Annotated in this window: 15 protein-coding genes and 1 tRNA gene; 9 read left to right on the top strand and 7 right to left on the bottom strand. The window is 47.9% G+C overall.

Annotation, left to right across the window (positions count from 1 at the left end):
* The first annotated feature begins 26 nt into the window (after positions 1-26).
* Together AM1_RS22990 and AM1_RS22985 are read left to right on the top strand one after the other, a co-directional pair.
* A complete protein-coding gene (locus tag AM1_RS22990; protein ID WP_012165312.1) occupies positions 27-2,360 on the top strand; it encodes a hybrid sensor histidine kinase/response regulator in 2,334 nt (777 codons plus the stop codon).
* A complete protein-coding gene (locus tag AM1_RS22985; RefSeq protein ID WP_012165311.1) occupies positions 2,357-2,773 on the top strand; it encodes a response regulator in 417 nt (138 codons plus the stop codon). Before AM1_RS22990 ends, AM1_RS22985 begins: the two co-directional genes overlap by 4 nt.
* Before the next feature lie 3 nt (positions 2,774-2,776).
* On the opposite strand, the gene AM1_RS22980 is transcribed toward AM1_RS22985, so the two are convergent.
* The 3 genes from AM1_RS22980 to AM1_RS22970 form a co-directional block, all read right to left on the bottom strand.
* The gene (locus tag AM1_RS22980) at positions 2,777-3,988 is read right to left on the bottom strand and encodes a glycosyltransferase family 4 protein (RefSeq protein WP_012165310.1); all 1,212 of its coding nucleotides are present in this window, start codon (positions 3,986-3,988) and stop codon (positions 2,777-2,779) included.
* Complete coding sequence (gene thyD, locus AM1_RS22975; protein WP_012165309.1) at positions 3,988-4,908, bottom strand: thylakoid membrane protein ThyD; 921 nt, start codon at positions 4,906-4,908, stop codon at positions 3,988-3,990. The genes AM1_RS22980 and thyD overlap by 1 nt, the downstream gene beginning before the upstream one ends.
* 105 nt (positions 4,909-5,013) lie before the next feature.
* Complete coding sequence (locus AM1_RS22970) at positions 5,014-5,406, bottom strand: hypothetical protein (RefSeq protein WP_012165308.1); 393 nt, start codon at positions 5,404-5,406, stop codon at positions 5,014-5,016.
* Positions 5,407-5,628: 222 nt separating this feature from the next.
* Here AM1_RS22970 and AM1_RS22965 point away from each other — a divergent pair.
* The 3 genes from AM1_RS22965 (at position 5,629) to AM1_RS44460 (ending at position 8,335) form a co-directional block, all read left to right on the top strand.
* Positions 5,629-5,700, top strand: a tRNA-Val gene (locus tag AM1_RS22965).
* Between the two features lie 2,154 nt (positions 5,701-7,854).
* Entirely contained in the window at positions 7,855-8,037 is a 183-nt protein-coding gene (locus tag AM1_RS22960) for a hypothetical protein (protein ID WP_012165306.1), read from the top strand.
* Between the two features lie 133 nt (positions 8,038-8,170).
* A complete protein-coding gene (locus tag AM1_RS44460) occupies positions 8,171-8,335 on the top strand; it encodes a transposase (protein WP_083776737.1) in 165 nt (54 codons plus the stop codon).
* Between the two features lie 322 nt (positions 8,336-8,657).
* On the opposite strand, the gene AM1_RS22955 is transcribed toward AM1_RS44460, so the two are convergent.
* Together AM1_RS22955 and AM1_RS22950 are read right to left on the bottom strand one after the other, a co-directional pair.
* Complete coding sequence (locus tag AM1_RS22955; protein ID WP_012165304.1) at positions 8,658-10,367, bottom strand: ATP-binding protein; 1,710 nt, start codon at positions 10,365-10,367, stop codon at positions 8,658-8,660.
* 47 nt (positions 10,368-10,414) lie between these two features.
* Positions 10,415-11,089, bottom strand: a complete 675-nt coding sequence (locus AM1_RS22950) for a response regulator (RefSeq protein WP_012165303.1) — start codon at positions 11,087-11,089, stop codon at positions 10,415-10,417.
* Positions 11,090-11,541: 452 nt separating this feature from the next.
* On the opposite strand from AM1_RS22950, the gene AM1_RS39930 reads away from it, so the two are divergent.
* The 4 genes from AM1_RS39930 (at position 11,542) to AM1_RS37730 (ending at position 23,581) form a co-directional block, all read left to right on the top strand.
* On the top strand, positions 11,542-15,225 hold the full coding sequence (locus AM1_RS39930) for a beta strand repeat-containing protein (RefSeq protein WP_012165302.1): 3,684 nt from the start codon (positions 11,542-11,544) through the stop codon (positions 15,223-15,225).
* A gap of 77 nt (positions 15,226-15,302) precedes the next feature.
* Positions 15,303-16,718: an ISKra4 family transposase gene (locus AM1_RS22935; protein WP_390610019.1), complete on the top strand. Its 1,416-nt coding sequence runs from the start codon at positions 15,303-15,305 to the stop codon at positions 16,716-16,718.
* A gap of 428 nt (positions 16,719-17,146) precedes the next feature.
* On the top strand, positions 17,147-21,766 hold the full coding sequence (locus tag AM1_RS42900; RefSeq protein WP_012165299.1) for a CHRD domain-containing protein: 4,620 nt from the start codon (positions 17,147-17,149) through the stop codon (positions 21,764-21,766).
* 504 nt (positions 21,767-22,270) lie between these two features.
* Entirely contained in the window at positions 22,271-23,581 is a 1,311-nt protein-coding gene (locus AM1_RS37730; RefSeq protein WP_148215804.1) for a pentapeptide repeat-containing protein, read from the top strand.
* Between the two features lie 375 nt (positions 23,582-23,956).
* Here AM1_RS37730 and AM1_RS22915 read toward each other — a convergent pair whose 3' ends face one another.
* Positions 23,957-24,859, bottom strand: a complete 903-nt coding sequence (locus AM1_RS22915; protein WP_012165296.1) for a mechanosensitive ion channel family protein — start codon at positions 24,857-24,859, stop codon at positions 23,957-23,959.
* An 83-nt stretch (positions 24,860-24,942) separates the two neighbouring features.
* Entirely contained in the window at positions 24,943-25,242 is a 300-nt protein-coding gene (locus AM1_RS22910; protein WP_010474211.1) for a sll1863 family stress response protein, read from the bottom strand.
* Between the last annotated feature and the right edge of the window lie 127 nt (positions 25,243-25,369).

The raw sequence follows: 25,369 nt of genomic DNA, 5'->3' as shown, positions 1-25,369 counted from the left end.
CCTTTATCTAAGCAAGCATAACAACCATGTTCATCGAAGATGACGAACTGCGTGGACTTTACAAAGCTGCCAGTGCCGAACATATCGAAACCATAGAAGCAGGTTTGCTCCATTTGGAAAAAAACCCAGAGGATCAACAGCAGTTACAAGCACTCCTAAGAGCAACCCATTCCCTTAAGGGGGATTCGCGGATGCTGGGGGTTGGTGATGCCGAGACCGTTACTCATCAGATGGAGGATCTTTTGTCTGAGGTTGAGCAAGGGGATCGAATTTTATCGTCTGGGTTATGCGATCTCCTTTACTCTGGTTTGGATGCAGTTCGTAAAATTGCCCATACGGCAGTGACTGGGGAACAGACAGATGTGAGTGTTTTCCACGTCATGGCCCAGTTGATGGCTGGCGATGATGCGGACATTCCTTCAGGGCCTGCAGCGACCCTAGATATCATTCAAGGGGATGAAACTGTAGAGATTGACCCTGCTGCCACCTTGATACAAGTCGCGGAAGAGACTGAGCCCGATTTAGCGGCTGAACTGAATCAACTTCTCAAACAATCTCCCTCCGATCAGGGACAATCTAAGCCCGCTGAAACACCGACCACCTCTCCTTATCAGGTGGATACCGTGCGGGTAGAGGCAGCCAAGCTGGATCAATTGATGACTCAGGCGAGTGAGTTGGCTGTTACGAAACTTCGAATTGCCCAGAGACTTGGGGAAGTGGAACAATTAGCCACCCTTAGGGAGCAATGGACCACTGATTTACAGGCCCAACAGTTGAGTTTAACGCCGCTAAAACAGCAACTCTCTGCGGCCGATGCCATGTTGGTGGATCAGGTCTTGCAAGTTCATCAACAGCGGCTCTCAGCCCTCAGTTTTCAGATTGAAAATCTAAAGGCCCAAGTGGGAGAAGATTCAACTCGCTTGGATATTACGGCTAACCAATTAGAAGTCGGCATTCGCAATTTGCGCATGTTGCCCGTGGCCGGTCTATTTCAACTTTTCCCTCGCATGGTGCGGGATCTTGCCAAACAACAGCAAAAACAGATTGAGCTGGTTCTAGAAGGCACAGATACCCTGGCAGATAAAAACATCTTGGAACAGATGCAGGCTCCCTTAACCCACTTAGTTCGCAATGCCATCGACCATGGCATCGAGACTACAGCCGAACGAATGGCGATGGGTAAGTCGGAAACAGCTACCCTCCGCTTAAGGGCGTATCAATTGGGCAGTAGTATTGCCATTGAACTCACGGACGATGGCCGAGGGTTGGAGCTGACCAAGATCCAAGAGACGGCCATTAGACGAGGGCTACATACTGAGACCGAGTTAGCCCGCATGACCACCAGCCAAGTCCAGTCTCTGATCTTTGCACCCGGTTTTTCGACGCGGACCCAAGTGACAGAGATTTCGGGGCGAGGGGTCGGCTTGGATGTGGTCCGAGCCAACGTGGAGCGACTACAAGGCACCATTCAAGTTCGTTCGATTCCTAGCCAGGGCTGCACCTTTCAGCTCACTCTCAGCTCTAGCTTAACCACCACTGCAGTCCTTATTGTTGAGGTAAATCAGCATCCTTACGCGATTCCCTTGGAATATGTGGACAAGATGATCAGTGTCACCCCTGACCAAATCTTTTCGTTGGAAGGGCATCCTACTATTACGGATCAAGACCAACCCTTATCTGTAATGTGGCTAAGTGATGTTCTTGAATTACCAACCGAACAGGATAGACACGAAACTGAACGCACCAATATTCCTTGTGTCATTCTCCAAATTGGTTCAGAACGCTTGGGGTTATTTATCGATCAACTCGTAGATCAGCAGGATATTGTGCTAAAACCCCAGAGTAAATTGCTGAAACGCATTCGGAATATCACCGGGGCCACTATCTTGGGCAATGGTGAGATCTGTATGGTACTCAATCCCCAAGATTTCCTACAAGCCACCCAAGGCATGGACGATCTCACCTTGTCCGAACATTTACATGAAGCCGTGACATCAAAGGTGTTGTTGGTTGAAGATTCCATACCAATCCGAACGCAAATGAAACGGATTCTACAAGGGGCTGGGTATGACGTCACTGCTGCAGTAGACGGTCAAGAGGGATTGGAGAAGCTGCAGGCTGATCGCTTTGATGCGGTGGTGTCTGATGTGGAAATGCCCAATTTAACTGGACTAGAAATGACGGCCCAGATTCGTCAGAGACAGGAATACCAGCAGCTTCCCATTGTATTGGTCACAACCCTAGCGAAGGAAGAAGACAAACGTCGCGGTCAGGAAGCGGGGGCCAACGCTTACCTAACCAAAGGTGATTTTGATCAAACATTGCTTATCGAGACCTTAAGGAGGTTAATTGCGTCATGACAGATCCGATCAAAGTAGTCCTAGTTGAAGATTCTGCAGTTGCCCTCCAGATTCTCAGTCGATTGCTGGATTCTGCCCCAGAAGTCAACGTTGTGGGCACTGCCCAGGACGGGAATGAAGGGTTAAGAGTTATTGCTCAAACCATGCCAGATGTCATTTGCACCGATTTGCAGATGCCCAATATGGACGGTTTAGAATTCACCGAAAAGGTGATGAAGGACTTTCCCCGTCCCATACTAGTCATCAGCAATAGTGTGCATCCTTCCGATGTAGACAATATTTTTAATTTGATGCAGGCGGGGGCCTTAGACTTTTTTCCTAAACCCAATTCTGGGTCGGCGACGGATTACGAAATCCTGAAAAAGACGCTAGTCACCAAAATTAAGGTGTTGGCGTCTAAAAAAGTGGGTTAGCCCTTAGCGGGTTAGCCAGTCCAGGTGCTGGGGCAATAATTTCGCCAAATCATAGGTTTTCTGAATCGTCTGACGAGCATTGGCTCGAAGTTCTGCCATGCCGTCTGGGTGATCGAGGGCTTCTTGGATGCGATCGCACACCTGTTGCGGTGAGAAAAAGTCCACCAGCAAGCCATTCTGCCCATCTTTAATCACCTCTGTCACTGGGGCCGTATTGGAAGCCACCAGTAAACAGCCCGCAGACATGGATTCCAGCATGGACCAAGACAAGACAAAGGGCCGAGTGAGATAAACATGCACGGAAGAAGCTTGTAACACCTGCAAATACTGGCTATAGGGTAACCGCCCCGTAAAATGTAACCGCGACCGGTCTAGGGGCAAAGTTTCCAACATATGCTGTTTATAAGTTTTGCCATTGGGCAGTTTTTTGCCATAAGCCACCCGATCCGCCCCGACCACGACCGCGTGGCAATTGGGTCGTTGCTTCTGCAATAAGGCAATGGCTTCCATAAACTGGGGGAACCCCCGGTAGGGTTCCATACCTCGCGCCACATAAGTGACAATTTCATCCACCGCCGACAGATCAAGATTGATGTCAGGCAATACTAGCTTGGCTCTCGGTTTAGGCTGGAAATACTCCGTGTCGATACCATCATGTAATACCTTGATTTTGCTGTGAAATTCTGGCGGGAATTGATGACGCTGCCATTGAGTCGGAGACAGGCCATAATCACAGCTGGCTAAATCCAATAAAATGGGGGCATTTTTAATCCGAATACGGGCCTCTGCATCGGCATCAAGGGGATCGGCAGGGTCAAAATCAGCATCAGTACCGTGGGCATGGTAATACCACTCAAAAAAGCAGCAGAACTTAGCCTTCGGGAAAATATCCTTTACGAATAATCCCGGTCCCCATCCAGAATGGGCATAGACCACATCCGGCACAAATCCCCGCTCGCTCAACTGCTGAGCAATCCGGTATACTGCCTGTCCTTCCAACACCGCGCTCTCTAGAGGGCGGACATAATGATGGGTTTCGGGGCGGACGTCCCGTGACGGTTTGTACAAAATTTTTTGGACTCCTTGAATCTGTCCCTCCTCCCGAGCCGTCCCATACACCACTTGATGCTTGGGACTCTTCGCCAACACCATCGCCAAATGCCGGAACTGAGCCGGGAAATTGGGGTGAAGGAACAGAATTCGTTGGAGTGCCATTAGGTCAAGATCTGTTTAAGGGCCGAGTCAATGGTCTCATATTTATATTGAAATCCATCGGCCTGAGTTTTCTCTGGTCGTACGTTTTGTCCTTCTAGAACTAACTGAGCCGCTTCCCCTAACAACAGCTCTAGAGCAATGTCTGGAACCGGCAGCCAAGAAGGGCGATTGAGCACTTTGCCCAGAGATTCACACAGTCCATTCATCCTTACCGGATTGGGGGCTGTGGCATTATAAACACCAGATTTACTACTATCCGTCAGTGCTGTCAGAATAAAGTTCACCAAGTCATCTAAATGCACCCAAGAGAACCACTGTTTGCCACTACCAATGGGACCACCGGCAAACATCTGAAACGGGGGCAACATTTTGGCTAAGGCTCCACCATCTCCTAAAACAATGCCAATCCGAAAAATAACCAATCGCGTGCCAGTATCAGTGGCCGATTGCGCTGATTTCTCCCAAGATTGACACACTTCTGCCAAGAAATCATCGCCGGGATTGCTTGATTCATCAAAGGTAGCCGTTTCACTAGTGCCATAAAAACCAATGGCGGATGCATTCACAAGCACCGATGGCTTTTCGTCCACAGCGGCAATGGCCTCAACCAGCTTCTGGGTACCGACAGCACGACTATTAATGATTTCTTGCTTGCGGCTGGTCGTCCAGCGATCGCCCACGAGGGGTTCTCCAGCCAGATTGACCACCCCATCCCAACCCGAGAGAGCTGTTTGCCAATCCCCTGAAGATTGAGGTTCATAGCCCTGGATTTCGACATTTGGAAATTTTTGGGAAGGGAAAAGCTTAGCCGCTTTATCGGGACTTCGAACTAATGCTAAGACCTGATGGCCTTCTTCTTGCAACCGTTCAACGAGGCGTTGGCCTACAAATCCGGTTGCTCCTGTTACGACTACTTTCATGGGGATGCCAGCTGCTTGTTCCCTCTGATCATACAGAAGGCTCGCCCTGAGTTCACACAGAAGGTAAACCTGAACTTTTTAGCAATAAGCGCTCCTCTGCTGCGATTAATGTCCTAACCGGTTCTGCTCAATCCACTGCATTGCAACACCTAATGATTCGGCATTGAAAGTTTTGCCAGAGCGGGGATCTGCGACATGCCACCATTCTTCCCCTTTAGGGGTGATTCGGCGCTCTAAGCTGAGTTTCCTTCGTGAGATGAATGTCTGGGTTATGTGTTGCCAAAGCCGGATAGCGTTTGGCGGTCGATGAGGGGGAGGTGAAATATCACGCCAATGGTATTCCAGCTGGAACCGTTCATGGGTCAGGAGTTCAAGCAAATGCTGATCGTGTTTGGCTGCCGCAACATCCATACGATTTTGTAAGTTTGCCATTATGTTGGTTTGTCGCTGGGCAAATGCCGACGATAAACCATTTTTCTTAGAGATTTCAGTATTCATGAGCTAAATCCATCACAAGCCGCTTCCTTATAGGCTAATCAGCTTTTTTGTATAGCCCAATACATTTAAATAAAAACTTAAATTAGTTTACCTCTGCTTAATTTAACTAGCCAAATAATTTTCACCCCACAATCCTAATTAAAGGCTAGAGCATTATGCTGTGGAGCAATCGTTGCTGGCTATTGCTCTAAAGAGATGACTGTGTTAGATTGATTGGCCCAAGGGCGATTAGCACAGGGGTAGCGCGCTTCCTTCACACGGAAGAGGTCACTGGTTCAAATCCAGTATCGCCCACTTAGCTGGTAAATTATACCTGGCAAGGCTTTTAGGGATTCGAACCGACTCCTAAAGGTCATTTTTCATTGTCAATAACCAGGCATCAATTAACCGTTTTGGGTTGTTTTGGGTACGAAATTGCCCCCGAAAACAGTCCCTATATGAACAACTTACAAACTGAGAATCACTGTGGCAGGCTCCGCTTAAAGTGGAACCTGCCACAAAAAGCTCTCTACAATGCTCCCTGGGAAGGATCCAGTAACTCAGTTGATAGTGCAGCAGAGGAGTGGACATAAGCTTGAAGGGAAGTGAGATATTAAAGCCTCACATTGTACGTTTCACAGCATTCCTCTAGCAGATTAGTAATCCTGTCTTAGCAAGCAACGTGTCCACTACTTTTTTACTAATAAAGACTCACAGTGAAGCTTGATACTCCCCATTGTCCGTGCAGCTCCATCCCATCTTCTGTAATCTGCTTAATTTTTCAGGCTTTACGACAATCTGTTGCTTCTTCAACTCTGATGTTAATGGTCGATTCTGGGTTAGTCTTAGCTCTAGAGAAAGGGGCAAAACTCCTATAGGAACTACTCACCAAAAGCTTACTATAGTGATGATAAACAGTTCCCAAAACACCAGAAGATCATAGGCATTGAGACATTGCTTATTCCATTTAAATGATTATCGATCCATTGCTATGCAGTAGAATTGTAGCTTCCCAATATCGATAATAGAAAGGAAACTGAACTTCGCCAACTGTCAGGGTAATCAGGCTTTGCAGCTTCCTAAACTGTTTGTTGGTGCTTATCTCTATAATGATTCTCTTAAATACAGTATAGGCAACTGCTTGCTAATTCATTGCATAGCAATAGAACCGTAGAATGCCCGTTAGTTATTATTCAAAAATGTTCAAAACACGCTGTAACTCTAGTGCTCTTAATATTCACCCTTCGGTGTTTCAAGTTTTTTTACGCATTGGCCAATGACTGGACTATAGGTTGTGTTGTCAGGGCATTGGCAAATACTGGCATGCCCACATTGGTTGATATCTTGTGTACAAATCCCCTTTGGTTCTAAGGCACAACGACTCTTTACTTCGACGCCAGCATCATTTGCTAGTCCAATATCATCAATAAGACATTTCCCAATAGATGCATTGTAGGTATAGCCTTCTGAACATCCACATACGCTGGGATTACCACAAGGGTTAATATCTCTTGTACAAATTCCTGTTGGATCTTGGACGCAGGCCCCGATAGGTTTCGCTGATGCTACTGGTGAATATATCAACAAAAGGAAGGCCAGTAGCAAAGAACTGATGACTCTAATTATGTTTGCTATAGAAAGATTGTGTCTCACGATTAATTTCCTCTCAACTAAATTAGATAACTAAAATTTCAACTCTTTCTTCAAGATATTCTCAATATTTATTTCTCTTATTTTAGATTTATTAATCTCAAGATATTGAAATTTTAAAAATATTAATTTCAAGGGATTATTTCCCTATACCAGATAGTTTTGAGTGTGTTTTTTGAACAACATACTCAATAAAAAGCATTATGCACTTGATGTTTAATGATCTACTATCAAATGATCCAAGACTAGCTAAGATAAAGCATTTTGTCTTGGTGCTTTTTATTTAAGGGGATTTATTCTCATTATTCTAATCTAGTTTCTATTTAATATCTCTCTTATATTGCATTTAAGGTTATCAGAAAAACTAAATTAATTTTGGATAGGCTAAAAGGATGGCTAGAAATAAATCATGATAGTGCTTTAGCCTTTCTGGTTAAGAATTATGTTCTGGATTTTTAAATATCAATATTAATTTTTTAGTCAAACGGCATAAACTAGCTAGCTTCTACTGAAGACTTATTAAAGAAAGAGAAGCTAGCAGGATTTATTAGCCTCAAGCTCTATCTAGAGTATTTTCAAATATCCAAAAATCCTGGAGAGATATTTGAGTTAAGAAAGCATAGATTTGAGCTTGATTTTATTCTAATTGGCTGACAAGAAAATCATAAAAAGCTAACCGGTTGATATGGATGGATTGCTCTCAAGTAATTTATTCCAATTATTCCAACAAAGTTTAAAGCTAGATTTTCTGGTGAGATATGTTGCTAATTCTTTGCCAATCTTTTATTTCCCCTAGATTCATAGTAATTGGAGGAAAAAATGTCTAAACCTACACTAATTCCTGAAGTTCGCTCTATTCAGATGTCAATTCTTGAAACAGCTCCACACCGCCTTAGCTTTGTTGCCTCTGGCATAGTTCCCACTGACGGTTGGACGGAGCCACAGTTAATTCCCTCTGTCTATATGCAGCTACCAGCGGAAAGTATGAGAGCTGATTTCTAAAGAAGGTATAAAGCGAACAAGTTAGGCCAGAAGTGTGCGATGGCGTCTGTGCATCTAGTCCAACTACTGACTTAAATGTATGAGCTGACGTCCTGAGATTGCCCACAGCAGGCGTCGAGCCTACCCCAACGATATGAGTGATACGGAGTGGGATGTACTTCGTCCTCTCCTGCCTCCTGCTAATGGATTCAGAAGACCTCGAACCGTTAATCTCAGAGAAATCCTTAATGCCATATTCTACGTCCAACGCAGTGGTTACCAGTGGGAAATGCTTTGCCCCTCACGAGACCGTCTATAAGTATTTCTAAAAAGTGGCACCGTCAAGGGATCTGGCAGACGATTCATACGGCTTTAAGGCATCAGCGCCGAGAAGGGGTGGGTCAAGCTAAAGTGTCAGGATTCAGTGTCCAAGATTTTAATTGAGAATTCTAGTAAAGCTCAATTCTTGAAATAGTTGATTTCTCGTTTAAATATCAGGAGTATTTCATTCAATAGTCAATATTATTGACAATAGATAACTTGGTCACTGAGTCCTGACACTTTAGCTCAGGCTACCTCAAATCAATGCAGTGTAAAAACCCGCAAAAATATACAGATGTTCTCCTTCTGGACTGACTGAGTCAAGTGGACAATTCCAGCAGGAACCAAAATGTAGCTCCGCCATCAGCAGAGGTTTCAACGCCAATTGTACCCCCGTGAGCTTCAATAATTTTTCGACAAATGTAGAGGCCAAGACCATACCCAGTAACGCAAGTATCAGATTGGCCACGAGTGTAAACTCCAAAGAGAGAATTGATTTTTTGAGAGTCGATACCAACACCATTATCTTGCACTGTGCAACGGATCATGGGAGAGTCACTGGCCTCAACACGAGCGTTTAAAGTAATATCAACGCGGTTAGGGTTATATTTGAGCGCATTGTCAATTAAATTCTCAAACACCCGCTGGAGCTGACTGGGATCGGCTTTAATAGGAGGCAAATCGTTAGGGATGCAGTTGTGAATAGTGGATGAGGCTAGCTTCGCTTTGTAGGACTTTTGGAGATCCGCTGTGAGGTTTTGAAGATGAATGGTTTGTAATTGGAGGGCAACCCGCCAGATGTCTGATGATTCTTCTGTCATCAGAGTATTCATAAGATTGAGTTGGCGATCGCAACTTGTCTGGATCAGGGTCAGTGCCGCTGGCTCAATGGTGATGACGTCAGAAGTCTCTGATGTTGAATGCTGCTCTTTATCTTTGCCAAAGGTTTGAAATAAGATCCCTTGTACCACACTTGAAATACCCATCACCAAGTTGCGGAGGTCATGGTTGATGGCATGGGAATAGAGCTGTAGCGACTCCTGGGCTGTTTGGCGTTCATGCATTTCCTGCTCCAGCCATTGGGTTCGCTCCTGAACCGCAAGTTGAAGATCTTGCTCCCGTTGACCAAGGACATGCAGCATAAACTGAAAGGCTCTCGCTAATTGTCCCGGTTCATCCCGTCGGTTGGTTAGCGTGTCCAAGCCCTGCGATGGATTCAATTTCATGCGCGGTTCATCCTGCAGTGAACAACTGCTAATTTGCTTCGAAACGCGTGTGAGGATTTTAAGCGGGCGAATCACAGTTCGCCACAGTAAAAGATTAATGACCAAGAACAGCGCTCCGAACAGGCTCAGCAAAATGGTGGTGACAGCCCACAGATTCTGATATCCCCGGTCTAGAATTGTGTCGGCAGGAACATAGATCATTTGGGCTGCAATCACATCATTAAGCTGCCAGCCGAACCCATTTTGATCACCATACATCTCAATCTGGCTTTGGGGGGCATCGCCTGGCTTTCCATGACAGTTCAAACATTTGGCATCTGTCATGATTAAAGGGCGAGCGATATAAAACAGCTTTGTCTCCCCTAACGTTCGGTAGCCCGATAAGCGTTCGGGCTGCTCCGTTGACCTGGTTTGCAGTTGCTTGAAAATGCTAGCTTCAAATTCATCAGTGCGATCGTCTGGGTTGGTGGGATTAGGGGTCGCTTCCTTATAGGAAAATGCTTGATAGTCTGGTGCATATTGCCTAAAATCCTCAAAAACAGTCCGGGCGGCAAAATTGGGGACGCTCTCTAATACGAAACTGCTATCCCACTCAGGACTGTCTTCCAGTCGCGGTTGAATATTGTCCTGAGTGTAGTTCCGCACGGCCTGCATCGTGGTTAGCAGGATCTCTGCCCGCTCTTGCACAGCTTTCTCGGCCTGATAATTGAAATGTTGTGAGAGGGTGAAAATTTTCAAGCTACTGCCGATTAAGAAAATCAGCACCAAGAACACACTAAATTTGACACCGAGCTTCCAAGGCATTGTTCGTAATGCAATCCCCCTCAGAGTCTGTCTAATTGATAATTCTACTAGGCCACGGCAAAGGAAGAGGTCTCTTCACCAGCGGAATTAGCCCAGATAGCAAGCTGGGTGCGGGACTGTACACCCACTCGGCTCAAAATGCTACTGACGTGATTTTTAACCGTTTTTTCGGTGATGTGGAGCGTCTCAGAAATTTCGCGGTTACTCGCCCCTGTCGCAACCAGCTTCAAGACGTCCTGTTCTCTGGGGGTGATGCCCTCGAAGGCTTCAATTTGAGGCCGCACTGGGGTTTTCAGAAGTTGACAGAGCTTTTGACCTAGGCCAGGACCGAGCTGTAGATATCCCTTGTGTGCCTGCTGGATGCTTTGGATGAAGTCTTCTGGGGGTGTATTTTTGAGTAGGTAACCGACAGCGCCTTGCTGCATCGCTTCCACTAGATACTCAGCTTCATCATGGGTGGTTAAGATGAGGACTTTAGCATGGGGCTGAATGCGACTAATCTCTTGGGTGGCCGTCACACCATCCATCTGGGGCATGTTGATGTCCATCAGAATCACATCGGGTTGTAGCGTTTTGGCCTGTGCGATCGCAGCTTTACCCGACCCAGCCTCACCCACAATTTCGATCTCAGGTGTGCCTTGCGCGATCGCTTTTAACCCGTAGCGAACGATGTCCTCATCATCCACTAGCAATACTCGAATTGGATTCTGAGGCGTCATCATAAATGTGCGACTAGCTCCACACTTTTGAACAAAAGATCAAAACAGTATTTCTCTCTCTACCTAAGGATTTTAGTAGGCGTTTCCTAGCCCTGGATGAGAGTTAACTTAGAAAGCACTGTGAATAAACTGTGACAACCGATACATACCAGCTGTACTGGTATGTAAATGATTGCGAATACACCACATTCCCCCACTGCTTAGGAAGCTAGAACACCTTAACCTGAAGCATTTGGCAAATACGAAACCCGCCATTATTCACGATTCTAGGTCTAAAGTCCCAATCAAGGTTTAGGTCTAACGCCTCAGGACGGCTAAGGCTTGCTCTGCCTATGATTCGACTATTGCGATGTATCACTTGCCACCGAGCAGGATTGATCGCAGAGCACAGCAACGATGACGTGTCCTAATTTGGGCGTTGCTATTACTCACCACAAAAGATAGGAAAATCACTTATGGCTAATCGAAGCAATCGATTCAATGGTCCCACTCAGCTCAATGACCCCATTGTCCTCAACGATAATGAGAGAGCTACGATTCGCGAAGACCTTATTGCTCCTCAGGGACAACCTGCTGTCAATATTGTGGGCGAAGATGCCACCCTGCGGGTCACGCGATCAGGCTCCATCTCAGCCCCTGATTCCGGTAACACTGCAGTCCTATCCAGTGGTGAAGATGCCCGGATCACAAACCGGGGGGCCATTTCTGGGGCATTCAACGGTATCAGCTCCACTGGGGATGATTTAAGACTCTCCAACTCTGGCCTGATCAGTTCGGATAGTCGGGCGGTTGACCTTAGCGATGGCGATGGTATTCGGGTTCGCAACTCCGGCACCATTCTAGGAACTGGCAATCAGCGCAACGGAACACTCTACGTTGACGGTACGGTTGATGATTTAAAGATTGATAATACTCGTCGGGGTGTGATTGATGCCGGTGAAGGCAACCTAGGGGATGCGATCTCCGTTCAAGTGGGTGCTGCGGGTGACCCTAGTAACGACAATATCCGCATTGATAATGATGGCCTACTTCAGGGGCGAGGCGATGGGCCAGAAGTATTCAATGGCGGTCGTGTTACCGGTAATGGCTCCAGTGGTCTACGGTTTTTCAATGGTTCTGGTCAGCCCCAAGCGACGATTTCAGGTTCAGTGTCCAACAGCGGCACCATTACCTCAGAAGTAAACGTTGGTTTCTTGGGGGGCCTTGTAGTTGAAGATGGCGTCGCCTTCCAAGGACGGATTACTAATGAGCGTCGAGGTCTGATTTCTGGTCCTCGCAATGGTTTGTATATCGGCAATGCGGAACATGATTTAGACATCATTAATCAAGGCCGCATTGAGTCTGGTAGTCGGGCTGTCAACATTGATGGTACAGGTGTCAACCTATTCAACTCAGGTCAAATCGTTGGTACTGGCGATCAGCGGAATGGAACTGTTTACTCCGATGCCACCGCTGATGACTATGCCATCATTAACGGCCGTCGTGGCGTTATTGATGCTGGTCGAGGGAATCAAGGTGCAGGGGTCGCCCTTCAGACAGGTGAAGTTTTGGGTGACGTGGTTAATGTAACTTTCCGTAATGCTGGCACCATCCAAGGCCGTGGACAGGCGGCTGCTACCAGCGGTCTAGCTGGTGACGGTCTTCGCATTTTCTCTGGTGTTACAGGTGGTGGTACAACCTATCAGGGGGACATCATCAACAGCGGCAGAATCCTCTCAGAAAGCACCCAAGGCCCCACTGCTGCCATTCGCTTCTCCAATGGTTTGGCCTATCAAGGAACTCTCACCAACGAGCGACACGGTCTGATTGCTGGTGCTCAAAATGGTTTGTATTTTGGTGATGCTGCCCATGATGCCAACGTTGTTAACCGGGGGACTATTGCGAGCGATAGCCGCGCAGTCAATATTGATGGAACTGGCGTTAATTTGACCAACTCAGGTCGGATTATTGGGTCAGGCAATCAGCGCAACGGCACCGTTTACTCTGATGCCACCGCAGATAACTATTCCATTGTCAACGAGCGTCGTGGTGTCATTGATGCTGGACGCGGTAACCAAGGTGCTGGGATCTCTCTCCAAACTGGAGAGGTGGATGGTGATATCGTCACAGCCTCCATTAGCAACGCTGGCCGGATTCAAGGTCGTGGAGCGGGTGAAGGCAACCTTGAAGGAGATGGGATTCGTGTCTTTGCAGGTGCTGACAATACCACATTGACCTCTGATATTGACAACAGGGGGCGGATCCTAGGATCTGACGATGGAATTGATATCCGGACTGGGACGACGCTAGATGGGGATATCAATAACAGAGGCATTATCTTTGGCAGGAACAATGGCGTTGAGATCAGTGGCGCTGTTGCTGGCTCAATTAACAATGATGGTTTGATTGCGGGTGAAGTAGCGGCCATCGATGCCAGCAATGCAGAGGCAGCTGTCACGGTTAACAATCGTGGTGCTCTCAAAGGGGATGTCATCCTTAGTGGGTTTGATGATACCTTCACCTCTTCATCTCGCCGAGGAGCTGTTATCACGGGTGGTCTGGGTAACGACAGTATCAGTGGCGGCACAGGTCGCGATACCGTTCGCTTTGATGATATTGACGTCCCAGTCAACGTGACCTTGGATGACAATGGTAATGGTACCGCAACCCGCAAAAATGGCTTCGCTCTACATTTCGAGAATATTGAAGTCGATTCTTTGAATACTGCAGCAGTTGCAGATGATGCAGCTTTTTTGTCAGAAGCTTTAGCGGGCAACCTGTACTTCAACATTCACACGAATGACTTCAACGGTGGTGAAATCCGTGGTCAGTTAGACAACATCGTGAGCGATGTCACAGAAGGTGGCGTTCGCACTGTCGTTCTTTCGGCAGTTCTAGATGCCGCCCAAGAACCTGGACCCACTTCTGACTCTGAAGCAACTGGCGAAGGTCTTGTCACTTTAACAGTCGCACCAGATGGCAGCATTACCTATGATCTAAGTTTGCAAACCACTGGGCTAGCGACCTTTGACCTGCTCCCAGTTGCTGGGTTCAGCGCCATTCATTTGCATAATGCCCCTGCAGGTGTTAACGGACCTGTCATTCTTGACGTTGTTCAAGATGCTGGTGGAGATATCACTGGACTTGTTCAGGCTCCTGGGGTTGATACGGGTGATGGCAATGTCTTCACTGAGATTATCGAGACAGATACTCTCGCTTCTATTGAGAACGTCGTTGGCTCTAACGACAATGATGTGATCCTAGCGGCGGCTGGTAATAACCGTCTAGAAGGCAATGATGGTAATGATGAACTAGCAGGTGGTGCTGGCAATGACACCCTCTTGGGGGGAGCTGGTAACGATACGCTTCGCGGTGGCGGCGGTAACGACATAACCGATGGCGGATTGGGAATTGATACTGCTGACTTCTCTGATATTGGTGCTGCTGTAACGGCTCGACTTGATGAGCATGGTCGTGGTATAGCTATCTACCAAGGTCCCAACGGTCGAGTTGTTGATCGGTTGATCTCTATTGAGAACCTAATCGGTTCAGCTAATGCAGATTCGCTCTCTGGGAATGAGCTTGCAAATGAACTAGCAGGTGGTGCTGGAAATGACACCCTCTTAGGGGGAGCTGGTGACGACATTCTACGTGGCGGCGGCGGCAACGATGTAACTGATGGTGGATTGGGAATTGATACTGCTGACTTCTCTGATATTGGTGCTGCTGTAACTGCCAGCATTGATGAGCATGGCCGCGGTACAGCTACTTACCAAGGACCTAACGGTTTAGTCACTGACCAGCTCATATCTATTGAGAACCTGACAGGGTCTGAGAATAATGATGTGTTGTTAGGTAATGCAGAAGTTAATGTTCTCGTTGGCAATGGAGGAGATGACACCCTAACCGGCGGTCTTGGGGCCGATACCTTTGTCTTTGGACCTGAGGCATTGGGGGCAGATGTGGTGACTGATTTTCAAGATGGCCTTGATCTACTTGACGTGAGTGCCTTTAGCCTCGGCACCACCGAGCTGCAGTCTGTGATCAGCAGCGCCCAGCAGATTGGCGGTGATGTACTACTAACCTTCGCACAGGAAAACACAGTCTTGCTGGAAGGTGTGCAGGCTCAAGCTTTAGACACGAGTGACTTCCTTTCCTAGATAAAGAAACTTCGGCGGCAGACTCAAGCCTGCCGCCTTTACCTCAACAACTCTTTATAGTCACCACTCAAAAATACTTGAGCGTAAAGATTGATTGTGAAGTGAGTGAGTTACGGCAGCTACAGGAACTGCTTTCTGAATATTCGATAGAGGATTGTACAGTCATGGGAGATGAAATTCGTATCGTATTTGAGAAGTTCTCGAATGCCAGCCAAACTGTTGTCAAGCGAGATACCGTCAAGATCTACGACTTGAAGAAACCAGCGTCCATTTTAGACCTGGGACTTCGACATCAGGAGCAGATTGCGCTGCTGACCAAAATCCAAAACGCGCTTCTGGCTGAACAAGCTGCCCTATTCGGGCCCAAGCTCACCCTCTGTCCGAAGTGTGGCCAGAAAGCTTCCAAAAACGGCTTTATGCAATCAATCTTCCACGCCGTCTTTAGCGATCACAAGCTCCGTCTACAAAAACACCGTTGCACCAACCCAGACTGTGGCTGGCAAAGTACACCAACGACACTAACGGAGTTTGGCACTGATACCCATCCTGATTTGGCAAAGCTGCAATGCGAACAGGGGGCATCTAACAGCTATCGGGTTGCCCAGGCTAATCTCGAAAAACTCAACTGTCAACGGCGGAGCGTCAATAATCATGTGCAAATTCGCACCACTACGAACCGTATTGGAGAATGCCTTGCCGCCCAAAATGGTGAATCAACAACACTAGTCAGTCCACCTGCCCCTCGACTCGTGATTCATCTGGAACGGGGATTCATTCCTGTTCAGAACCAAGATCAAGCTGAAGTATTGCTAGGGATGATCTATCGGTTGGACCCGCAGCCAGATGGGGCAACAGTTACCCATGAGATCACACCAACGTACATCGTTTCTGCGATCGCAGACGATCAAAAAACCTTTGAAACCTATCTTTTCAACGCATGCCTTCAGCAAGGTCTGGCCCCAACGACCCACGTTTATGGACTAGTCGATCATGCCAGTTATAGCGGTACTCTTCTAGTGATGTTACAACCCTACTGTCAGACATTAGAGCAAGTCCTGGACTGGTTTCATGTCGCCAAACAATTTGATCTGGCTCAACAGGGCCTGAGTGCATTGCTCACGAAGTTCATAGAGAGAGCAATGCTGGACGTCTGGCACGGCCAAGCAGATGAGGCTCTCGCCAAAATTGAGTTTCTGCAGGCTAAGCTGTCGAATCCGGCGCAACAGCTTCGGGTGGGTGCTTTACAAGTTTATTTACAAATCAATTATGACTACCTTGTACACTACAGCCAATGGGAAAAGAACAATAAGCCGTTTACCAGTGAAGAGCTCGCAACCCATATCGATACACTCATCGAAGCGAGAGACCTCAGCCAGCGTCAAGTCCGGTGGACTCAGGAGGGAGCACACAATCTACTGCAAATTAGAGCAGCGATGGCTAGTGATAAGTGGAATGAACAATGGCCAAGGCTAATGATGAGGAACAATTCTTGAGCCACGGTGGACCATCATTAATATTTACAGACATGCAAATCTTACTCTCCATTAATGCATAGATCATTATTCAGTGCTGTGTTTCACTCCACATTCTGACAGGCAAAGGGTGTGATAATTTGCCTCGGTAGTGCTGCAGTATGGCCATCAAAAGCCTTGCCAGACAATAGTTTGACGGGGGATAGCTGCTGAAGCTTTAACGTGTCTGATATCGGCGCTGGACAAACTGTGTTACTGCAACTCTAGTTTGTGGGTGGTTTGGGGTGATTGCATCCATTGATGCCCACTGGCATCCCTAGAGTTGAGTCAGAGGTTTGTGGGTTCCGACAGTATCGTCGTCTCAACCCAGCGCCTGCTGCAGCCTGCATGATATGAGGTCTCCGCTGTTGCAAACCTTCAACAGGCGGTTAATTGGGAATAGTAACGCCATGACAAATGCTCGATTTAATAGGTTTGGCTTCCATCTGTTTGGTCCAGCGAGATTAGGGAATAGTATTACCCTTGGTAATGATGGCCGCGCCTATATCCGCAAGAATCTAATCGCACCCGTCGGTGCTCCCGCCGTTGACATTACAGGGAACCATGCGTCCTTGTTTATCTCCCGTCGCGGATCTCTTTCAGCTCCCGATTCGGGTAATACAGCCGTCCTGGTCAGTGGTGCCAATGCCCGGATTACAAACTTCGGGTCCATCGCGGGTCATTTCAACGGCATCAGCTCTACAGGTGGTGGTCTCAGACTAACGAATATTGGGACCATCAGCTCTAATAGCCGTGCTATCGATCTTAGTGATGGCGACGGTATTCGCGTCACCAACTTCGGTCGAATTTTGGGGACTGGCAATCAGCGTAACGGGACGCTGTATGTGGATGGCACAGTTGATGACCTCAGGATATTTAACGGTCATCGCGGTGTGATTGATGCTGGTGTTGGCAATCTCGGCGATGCTGTTTCCGTACAGGTGGGTGCTGCAGGCGATCCCAGTAATGAAGACATTAATATCGTTAACTTTGGGCGCTTACAGGGCCGAGGGGATGGGGATGAAGTCTTCGCAGATGGCACCCGGGTGACCGGAAATGGCTCCAGTGGTCTGCGATTTTTCAACGGCTCTGGGCTTTCAGAGGCAACGATCAGCGGCTCGGTCAGGAACAGTGGCACGATTACAGCAGAGGTGAACGTTGGTTTCCTTGGCGGCGTCGTGGTGGAAGACGGTGTGGCCTTTGACGGTCGCATTATCAATGGCTTCAGAGGGTTGATTAGCGGTCCCCGTAACGGACTCTACATTGGCAATGCTGAGCACGATCTGGAGATTTTCAACCATGGACGCATTAAGTCCGGCAGCCGCACCGTTAATTTGGACGGTGATAATGTCACATTCATTAATGCTGGCGATGTAGTCGGTACTGGGGATCAGCGTAACGGCACCCTATATCTCGATGGAACAGCAGACGACATTAGTGTCAGGAATTGGCGACGGGGCGTTATCGACGCGGGATCTGGTAACTCGGGTAGCGGTATCTCTATTCAAGTGGGCGGCTCTTCTGAAAATGGCTTAAGCGAAGGCATCAGTATTGATAACAGCGGTCTGATTCGAGGACGTGGCAGCGACAACGTTCCGGCAGGAGTACGTCTATTCGTAGGCTCTGGCTTAGACACCGCGACCTTCTCAGGGACGATTGCGAATAATAGAGGTGGCGTCATTGCATCTGAAACAGATGCGGGCCTCTTGATTGAATCGGGGGTTGTCTTTGATGGTCAGATTACTAATCGCGGCGTAATCGCAGGCGGTAATGGCTTTGCGATTGATGCCAATGGTGCTTTGGGCAGTGTTGAAGTAACGAATCATGGCACGCTCGACGGTGAGGTCCGCCTCGGGGCTGGCAGCGATCGCTTTACTCAATCGGGTCGGGCGGGTGTTACCGTCACTGGTGGTCTTGGCGATGACACGATTGTCGGTGGCAGAGGGACAGATACGGTTCGCTATGACGACAGCGATGTGGGCGTTACCGTTGACTTGGGTGCAGGGACTGCTGAGCGAGAGACAGGGTTTAACGTCACGATCGCAGATTTAGCACTTGTCAATCCCAACGATGGTATTGATCCATCCACCATTGTTGAAGAAGGGATTGCCGGAAATCTGTACTTCAACTTCCATACCACTGACTTCCCCTCCGGTGAACTGCGTGGCCAGCTTGAATTGGTTGCTGATAACCGGGATGGTAACGGCGTCGGCACGGTTGAGTTCGCCGCCAACCTCAGCGGTGACCAAGAAGTGCCTCCCGTTGAGACGGATGCTTCAGGCATTGCCACCACCACCTTTACCGTGGGGCCAGACGGATCGGTCGCTTACAGCACGGTCGCCTCGCTGTCGGGTATCACCCAAGCCGATCTGCTCCCCGTCAACATCGGTAACGGCACACTCAGCCCCATCCACCTTCATAACGCACCAACAGGCATCAACGGTCCCGTAGTTGTCGATATCGCCAGCGATGCAGGACCAGATGGAATTGGTGCCGATGGCTTTAATCTCACCGTGCCGGAACTGGCCCTGGTTGACCCCAATGCTGGGATTGGCGCTGACCAAATCATTGCTGAGGGCGTTGCCGGTAACCTTTACTTCAATTTCCACACCAACGACTTCCCATCCGGTGAAGTGCGTGGTCAGCTTGAGTTGATTGCCGACAATCGTGATGCAGACGGCATCGGTACTGTTGAGTTCGCGACAGACCTTAGTGGTGATCAAGAAGTGCCTCCGGTTGGCACTGATTCATCAGGGACGGCGACTGCCCTGTTTACAGTTGCACCGGATGGATCCGTTACCTATAGCACCAGTGCTTCCTTAGTTGGCATCAACCCCGAAGATCTGTTGCCAGTAAATATCGGTAATGGAACGCTCAGCCCCATCCATTTGCACAACGCACCTGCGGGTATCAACGGCCCGGTCGTTATTAATATCGCCACCGATGCCGGTCCAACAGGACTCGTCCCCATTGCTGAGACCGATACACTCACCAACATTGAGAATGTGATTGGATCAAACGATGCCGATCTATTAATCGGAGATGGTGAAAGCAATACGCTGCAAGGTTTAGATGGTGACGATGCGCTGCAGGGCGGCGGCGGCAATGACACCCTCGAAGGCGGTGCAGGTGACGACACGCTCCAGGGGGGCGGCGGTAACGATAGCCTCGACGGTGGCGAAGGAACAGATATTGCTAGCTTTGCCGATATCGGCGCGGACGTTAACGTCACGCTCAATGCTGATGGTACGGGATCAGCAGAATATGAAGTCAATGGCCGCACGGTCACCGATACATTCACCAGTATTGAGGGCGTGATTGGTTCTGCTAACAACGACACCATCATTGCCAATGGTGCAGCAGGTAACATCATTGAGGGTGGCGCAGGGGATGACTTTATTGCGGGCGCAGGCGGTACCGACACGCTTGATGGCGGAGAGGGGAACGACACCAATTCCTTTATCAATATCGGTGCTCCGGTCGTGGCTAGCTTGGCCAGTGGCAGCGCATCTTACGAAGTAGGGTCCGGCACCGTCTTCGAGAACTTCTCTAACTTTGAGAATCTGGACGGTTCTGCCCAAAACGATCAGCTCTTTGGCGACGGAAACGACAATACCCTTGCTGGTAACGACGGCGATGATCTCCTCTCTGGTGGCGGCGGTGACGATACGCTGCTGGGGGGACTCGGTGACGATACGCTCCAAGGTGGCGGCGGTAACGACCTCACGGATGGCGGTGACGGCATCGACACGGCTGACTTCCAAAATATTGGTGCTGATGTGACTGCTGATCTGTCTACAGGACAGGCTCAGTACATCGCCAACGGTAACCCAATTCAAGATCAGCTCAGCAATATTGAGAATCTGACGGGTTCCACCAATAACGATGCTCTCACTGGCGATGATGGCGACAATGTATTGGCGGGTAATGCAGGGAACGATACCCTCCAGGGCGGTGCAGGCAACGATCTGCTACGCGGCGACGAGATCGGTTCTGGCACAGCGATTCGCGTCACTGTCACCAACACGCTGGGTGAAGGTGGCACCTTCTTAACCCCCATTTGGTTCGGTTTTCATGATGGTGCCAACTTCGATCTGTTTACAGCGGGTGAAGCGGCCAGTCTTGGTCTAGAAAGACTGGCAGAGGATGGTTCTATTGAAGGGATTGCCGCTGAGTTCAATGCTCAAACGGGTGCCAATGGCGTTGATGGCACCATCATCGGTGGTGCAGGTATACCCGGCCCCATTGATCCGGGTGAAAGTGCCTCTTTGACGCTAAATGTCAACGCCAATCAAGTTGGGCTAGGGTTCTTTACCTGGGGCACAATGATTATTCCGTCTAATGATGCCTTCCTATCGGTACCCGATAATCCCTTGGCCGATCCGATCTTCGATGCAGCAGGAAACTTTATTGGTCCGGTTGTCATTGAACGCCGCGGTAGCGATGTGCTTGATGCTGGAACTGAAGTGAATAATGAGCTAGATGCAGCCTTCCTCAACCAAACGGCCCGCGATACCGGGCTGGATGAGAATGGTGTTGTCGGTGCTCATCCTGGCTTCAATGGTTCAGTGGGCAATCCTGATGCTACGCCCGTCAATATCTTGGGAGGAACCACTGCCCCAGGTGCCGTCATCGATCCAGTGGTGGGCGACTTCACGGCGGATGATGATCTACTGCTGCGGATCAACATTGAGCGGGTGGCGATCGCAGATGCAGGCGACGATTTACTCGAAGGTGGAGAAGGCAACGATACCCTTGAAGGGGGCGGTGGTAATGACACATTGACGGGTGGCGCTGGTAATGACGTGTTTGTGTTTGAAGCAGATAGCGGTGCCAATATCGTAACTGACTTTGATATTGCTGATGACGTCCTTGATGTCAGTGCCATCTTCAGCGATCTTGACGCCACTTTAGGCGCTGCCAGTCAAAAAGGGAATGACGTCGCGATCGACTTTGGTGACAATCACTCTGTTCTATTACTCAATATTGATCTGACAACACTCAGGGATGACAATTTCATCTTTGAGTAGGTGATTCATCAAATGCCTAATCTGAGTTCGGGGTATGTCCGTTTCTAAGATCCTTCTACGGAAGAAGGTAGGGTTTACCCTACGCAAGAATCGGGGAGTTTGCTAATCTCGAACTCAAATGAGTCCTTTAGCCAGAGCTGACCGGAATCTGTCAGTCCTGAGTAGCCAAATGGGAGAGGCTTCACCATTCTGATAGGTTGATTACTTGCCCTAAGCTATACTCTGTTGGCCTTTAATGGATTTCCCTCGCTGCCACTCTACCCGAGTCTCTTTTCTTCAGCGTAAAACAGCAAAGTCCAAGTATTAAGATGCCAGGGTAACTCTTTTATACAATCCAAAATCCTTAAAGTCCTTGCACAGCAGTAGTGGTAGCCCTTATCCTTTCAGCAAAAATGTTTCTCTAATTTGAACCAACCCGCTGAATTTAATTGACATGGTTTTCATTTACCTATTGGAAATAGATTTGAGTGATATTGATTGTTTCGGGAAGATTTTGAGAGTGTGATGGCTGATCAGGAACAGGTTGATTTACTAAAGCAAGGTGCCGATGCTTGGAATTCTTGGAGAGCAAAGAATACAGCCATAAAGATAGACTTTAGCTCTACCAACCTCAACAATGTTAACCTCAGCGATTTCAACCTGAACCGTGCTAACCTCAGCAATTCGGATCTCAGTGGTACTGACCTCATCGGTGCTGACCTCAGTGATTCCAATCTCAGCTGTGTCAATCTCAGCCATGCCAATCTCATCGGTGCCAATCTCAGCCGTGCTAACCTCATCGGTGCCAATCTCAGCCATACTAACCTCACCGATACTGATCTGAGCGATTCTAACCTTAGTGGTTCAGACCTGATGGGTGCTAACCTCAGTGATTCAGACCTCATCGGTGCCTACCTCAGTGGTGCCGATCTTAGAGACTCAGACCTCAGTGGTGCCAATCTCAGGGAGGTCAACCTTAGCGATTCAGACCTTAGTGATTCAGACCTTAGCGATTCAGACCTCAGTCGTGCCAATCTCAGTGGTTCTGGCCTCATTGGTGCTGATCTCAGGGATTCAGACCTTATTGGTGCCTACCTCAGTGGTACTGACCTCATCGGTGCTGACCTTAGTGATTCAGACTTAGCTCGTTCCAACTTTAGTGATGCCAATCTTAGAGGTGTAGACCTGAGTTGTTCCAACCTTAGCAATGCGAATCTTAGAGATGCTGACCTCAGCAATGCCAATCTCAGCAATACTAACTTTAGTGGCGCCAATCTCAGCGGTGCCAATCTCAGCAATGCCAATCTCCTTAATAGCAAGCTGCGCAATGCATTGTTGACAAGAGCTTGTATTCAAGATTGGAAAATTAATGCTGAGACTGACTTTGCTGGTGTGGTTTGTGAATATATCTATCTCAAGGCTTCCCAACAAGAACGTCGTCCACTCACAGAAAATTTTGGTTTGGATGAATTCGCCGCCTTAGTCCAGACCTCTTTGGAATCCATCGATCTAATCTTTGTGGATGGTATTGACTGGCGAGCCTTTCTTCAGTCTTTTCAGAAGCTCTGCTCCCAGTTTGGTGACCAAGCGATTGGCATCCAGGCTATTGAAAGGAAGGGCGAGGAACTTATTATCCGTTTAGAAGGGTCGCTTGCGGTGGATAAAAGTGTTATTGAAACGACAGCCAAGGAAAATTACAGTCGTGAGTTACAACGAATGGAGGCAAGCTATAAGGCTCAACTACAAACTCAAGAAGATCAGTTACAGCATGAGCGTCAACGAAATAGTCAACTTTTGAGGATAGTGGAAGTGATGTCCGAACATACTGGACCATAGTAAGCTTTCCAAAATTATGTAGATCGAAAACGTCTCTAGAAGCCTTGTCAATAGTACGTTTGGATCAGTGGCCAAATTCTGCTGTGATCCATGGAAGATAGGCATTTTCTAGCTATGCATTTGTGTACGACTTCTTCAGGAGTATAAAAGTTCGCAATATTATAGTGGGATGGCACAGCCTGAAACCATGGATATTGCATTGTCAAACTAGTGGTTTGTGATCTACTGATAATTGCTCTTTATAGATTCCAGGATGATGGCAGTAGAAGAAATTGTCCTGCAGTTGAACATAAACCAGGATCAGGTTTTCAAGACAGCTAAAAACCCCACACATAAATGTGGGGTTCAAAATAATAACCATTAGGCGTAAACAACCTAAACCTTGGATAACTGGTGATTATTACTATTCCTGTTAGTTGGCATGTAATCGTTGTAATTATCTTGGTTGTAGTAATACAGCGTCCGAATAGGATAGGGGATATTGATATCCGCTTTGTCAAAGGCCTTCTTAATCACGATAATCGCCTTGGTTTGAATTCGTCTCACCTGGGCCTGCTGAGGTTCCGTCCAATAGCGAACGATAAAGTCAATCGAGCTGTCACCAAATCCAACTAAGTCAATTTCAACTCTAGGAGAAGGCAACACTCCCTCTAACTGTTCAATCGTATCTTGCAAGAGGCTTGCAGCATCTTCTAGAGGCGTATTGTAATCAACCCCAACCCCTAGATCCGTCCGCCGACTTGGATAAGCCGTTTGCACCTGGACTGCACTGGTAAACACATTGGCATTAGGGATCAGAATCCGCTCCCCTTGATATGTACGAATCTGAGTGGTGCGAAAATTAATTTTCTCAACGGTTCCTTCAAAGCTATCGATAATGATTTGGTCATTGATACTGAAGGGTTCTTGTAGGAGTAATAAAATACCTGCGAAAAAGTTTTTGATAATGTCTTGAAACGCAAAACCAATCGCGACAGAACCTAAACCTAGAGTGGCAATAATATCTCCTAAATCTAGGCCAGGAAACACCAGTACCCCTGCAAAAACAACACCTATCACCCAGGTCATAACATAGGCCGTTTTCTCTAGGAGGATTTGAATAGAATGACTCCGAAAGGCAGTTTTGCCCGCTTTGCCCACTACACGTTGCGCAAATTGCGCCATATATCGGGTTAGGAATAAAACAATGACAGCCGTTAACAACGCTGGGAAAACCTTGACTGAACTTGCTAGCAGCTCATTTAAGCTTGACTCAATAGTCTTAAGAATATCGGACATTATCGTGATTGACTTCTACCTACAAAATTCTGGGACACTGCTGACTTTCTCAGAAGCAATGGATGATGGATCACTCAAATTCTTTACTGAAATTTTCCTAAAGCGGCTTCAAAAGATTTTTGTAATTCTTGTCCAGCTTTTTCTAAACCGTTTTGGATCTCTTCCCAAGCGCTCTCACTGGAACGGTGAAGTTTGGTGAGTTGAGCCTGCATGGCATCTCGTTTCACTAGAGCTTCTTCCATCATGGAATGGTATTCAACTTGAGCACTTGCAGCCACTTGATCGGCTCTGGCTTTCATTTCTGCGAGTTGGGCATCGTATTGATCTAGTTGAGCTTTGACCTTTTCGATATAGGCTTGTCTGCTGTCGGTTGTCATTGGCATGGGGAACGCTCCTTATAGCAAAATCTTCAAATCCTCCTCCTCTGCAACTTTGCCATTCTCCAGATAATATTGATGCAATATCGAGTACAGAATGAATGTTGCAGGTGTGAAAGCTTATCCTTACCCT

The sequence above is a fragment of the Acaryochloris marina MBIC11017 genome, assembly GCF_000018105.1.
In the GTDB taxonomy this organism is placed as follows: domain Bacteria; phylum Cyanobacteriota; class Cyanobacteriia; order Thermosynechococcales; family Thermosynechococcaceae; genus Acaryochloris; species Acaryochloris marina.
Note: the sequence above shows the minus strand (reverse complement) of the source record. Positions and strands in the feature narration are given on the sequence as shown.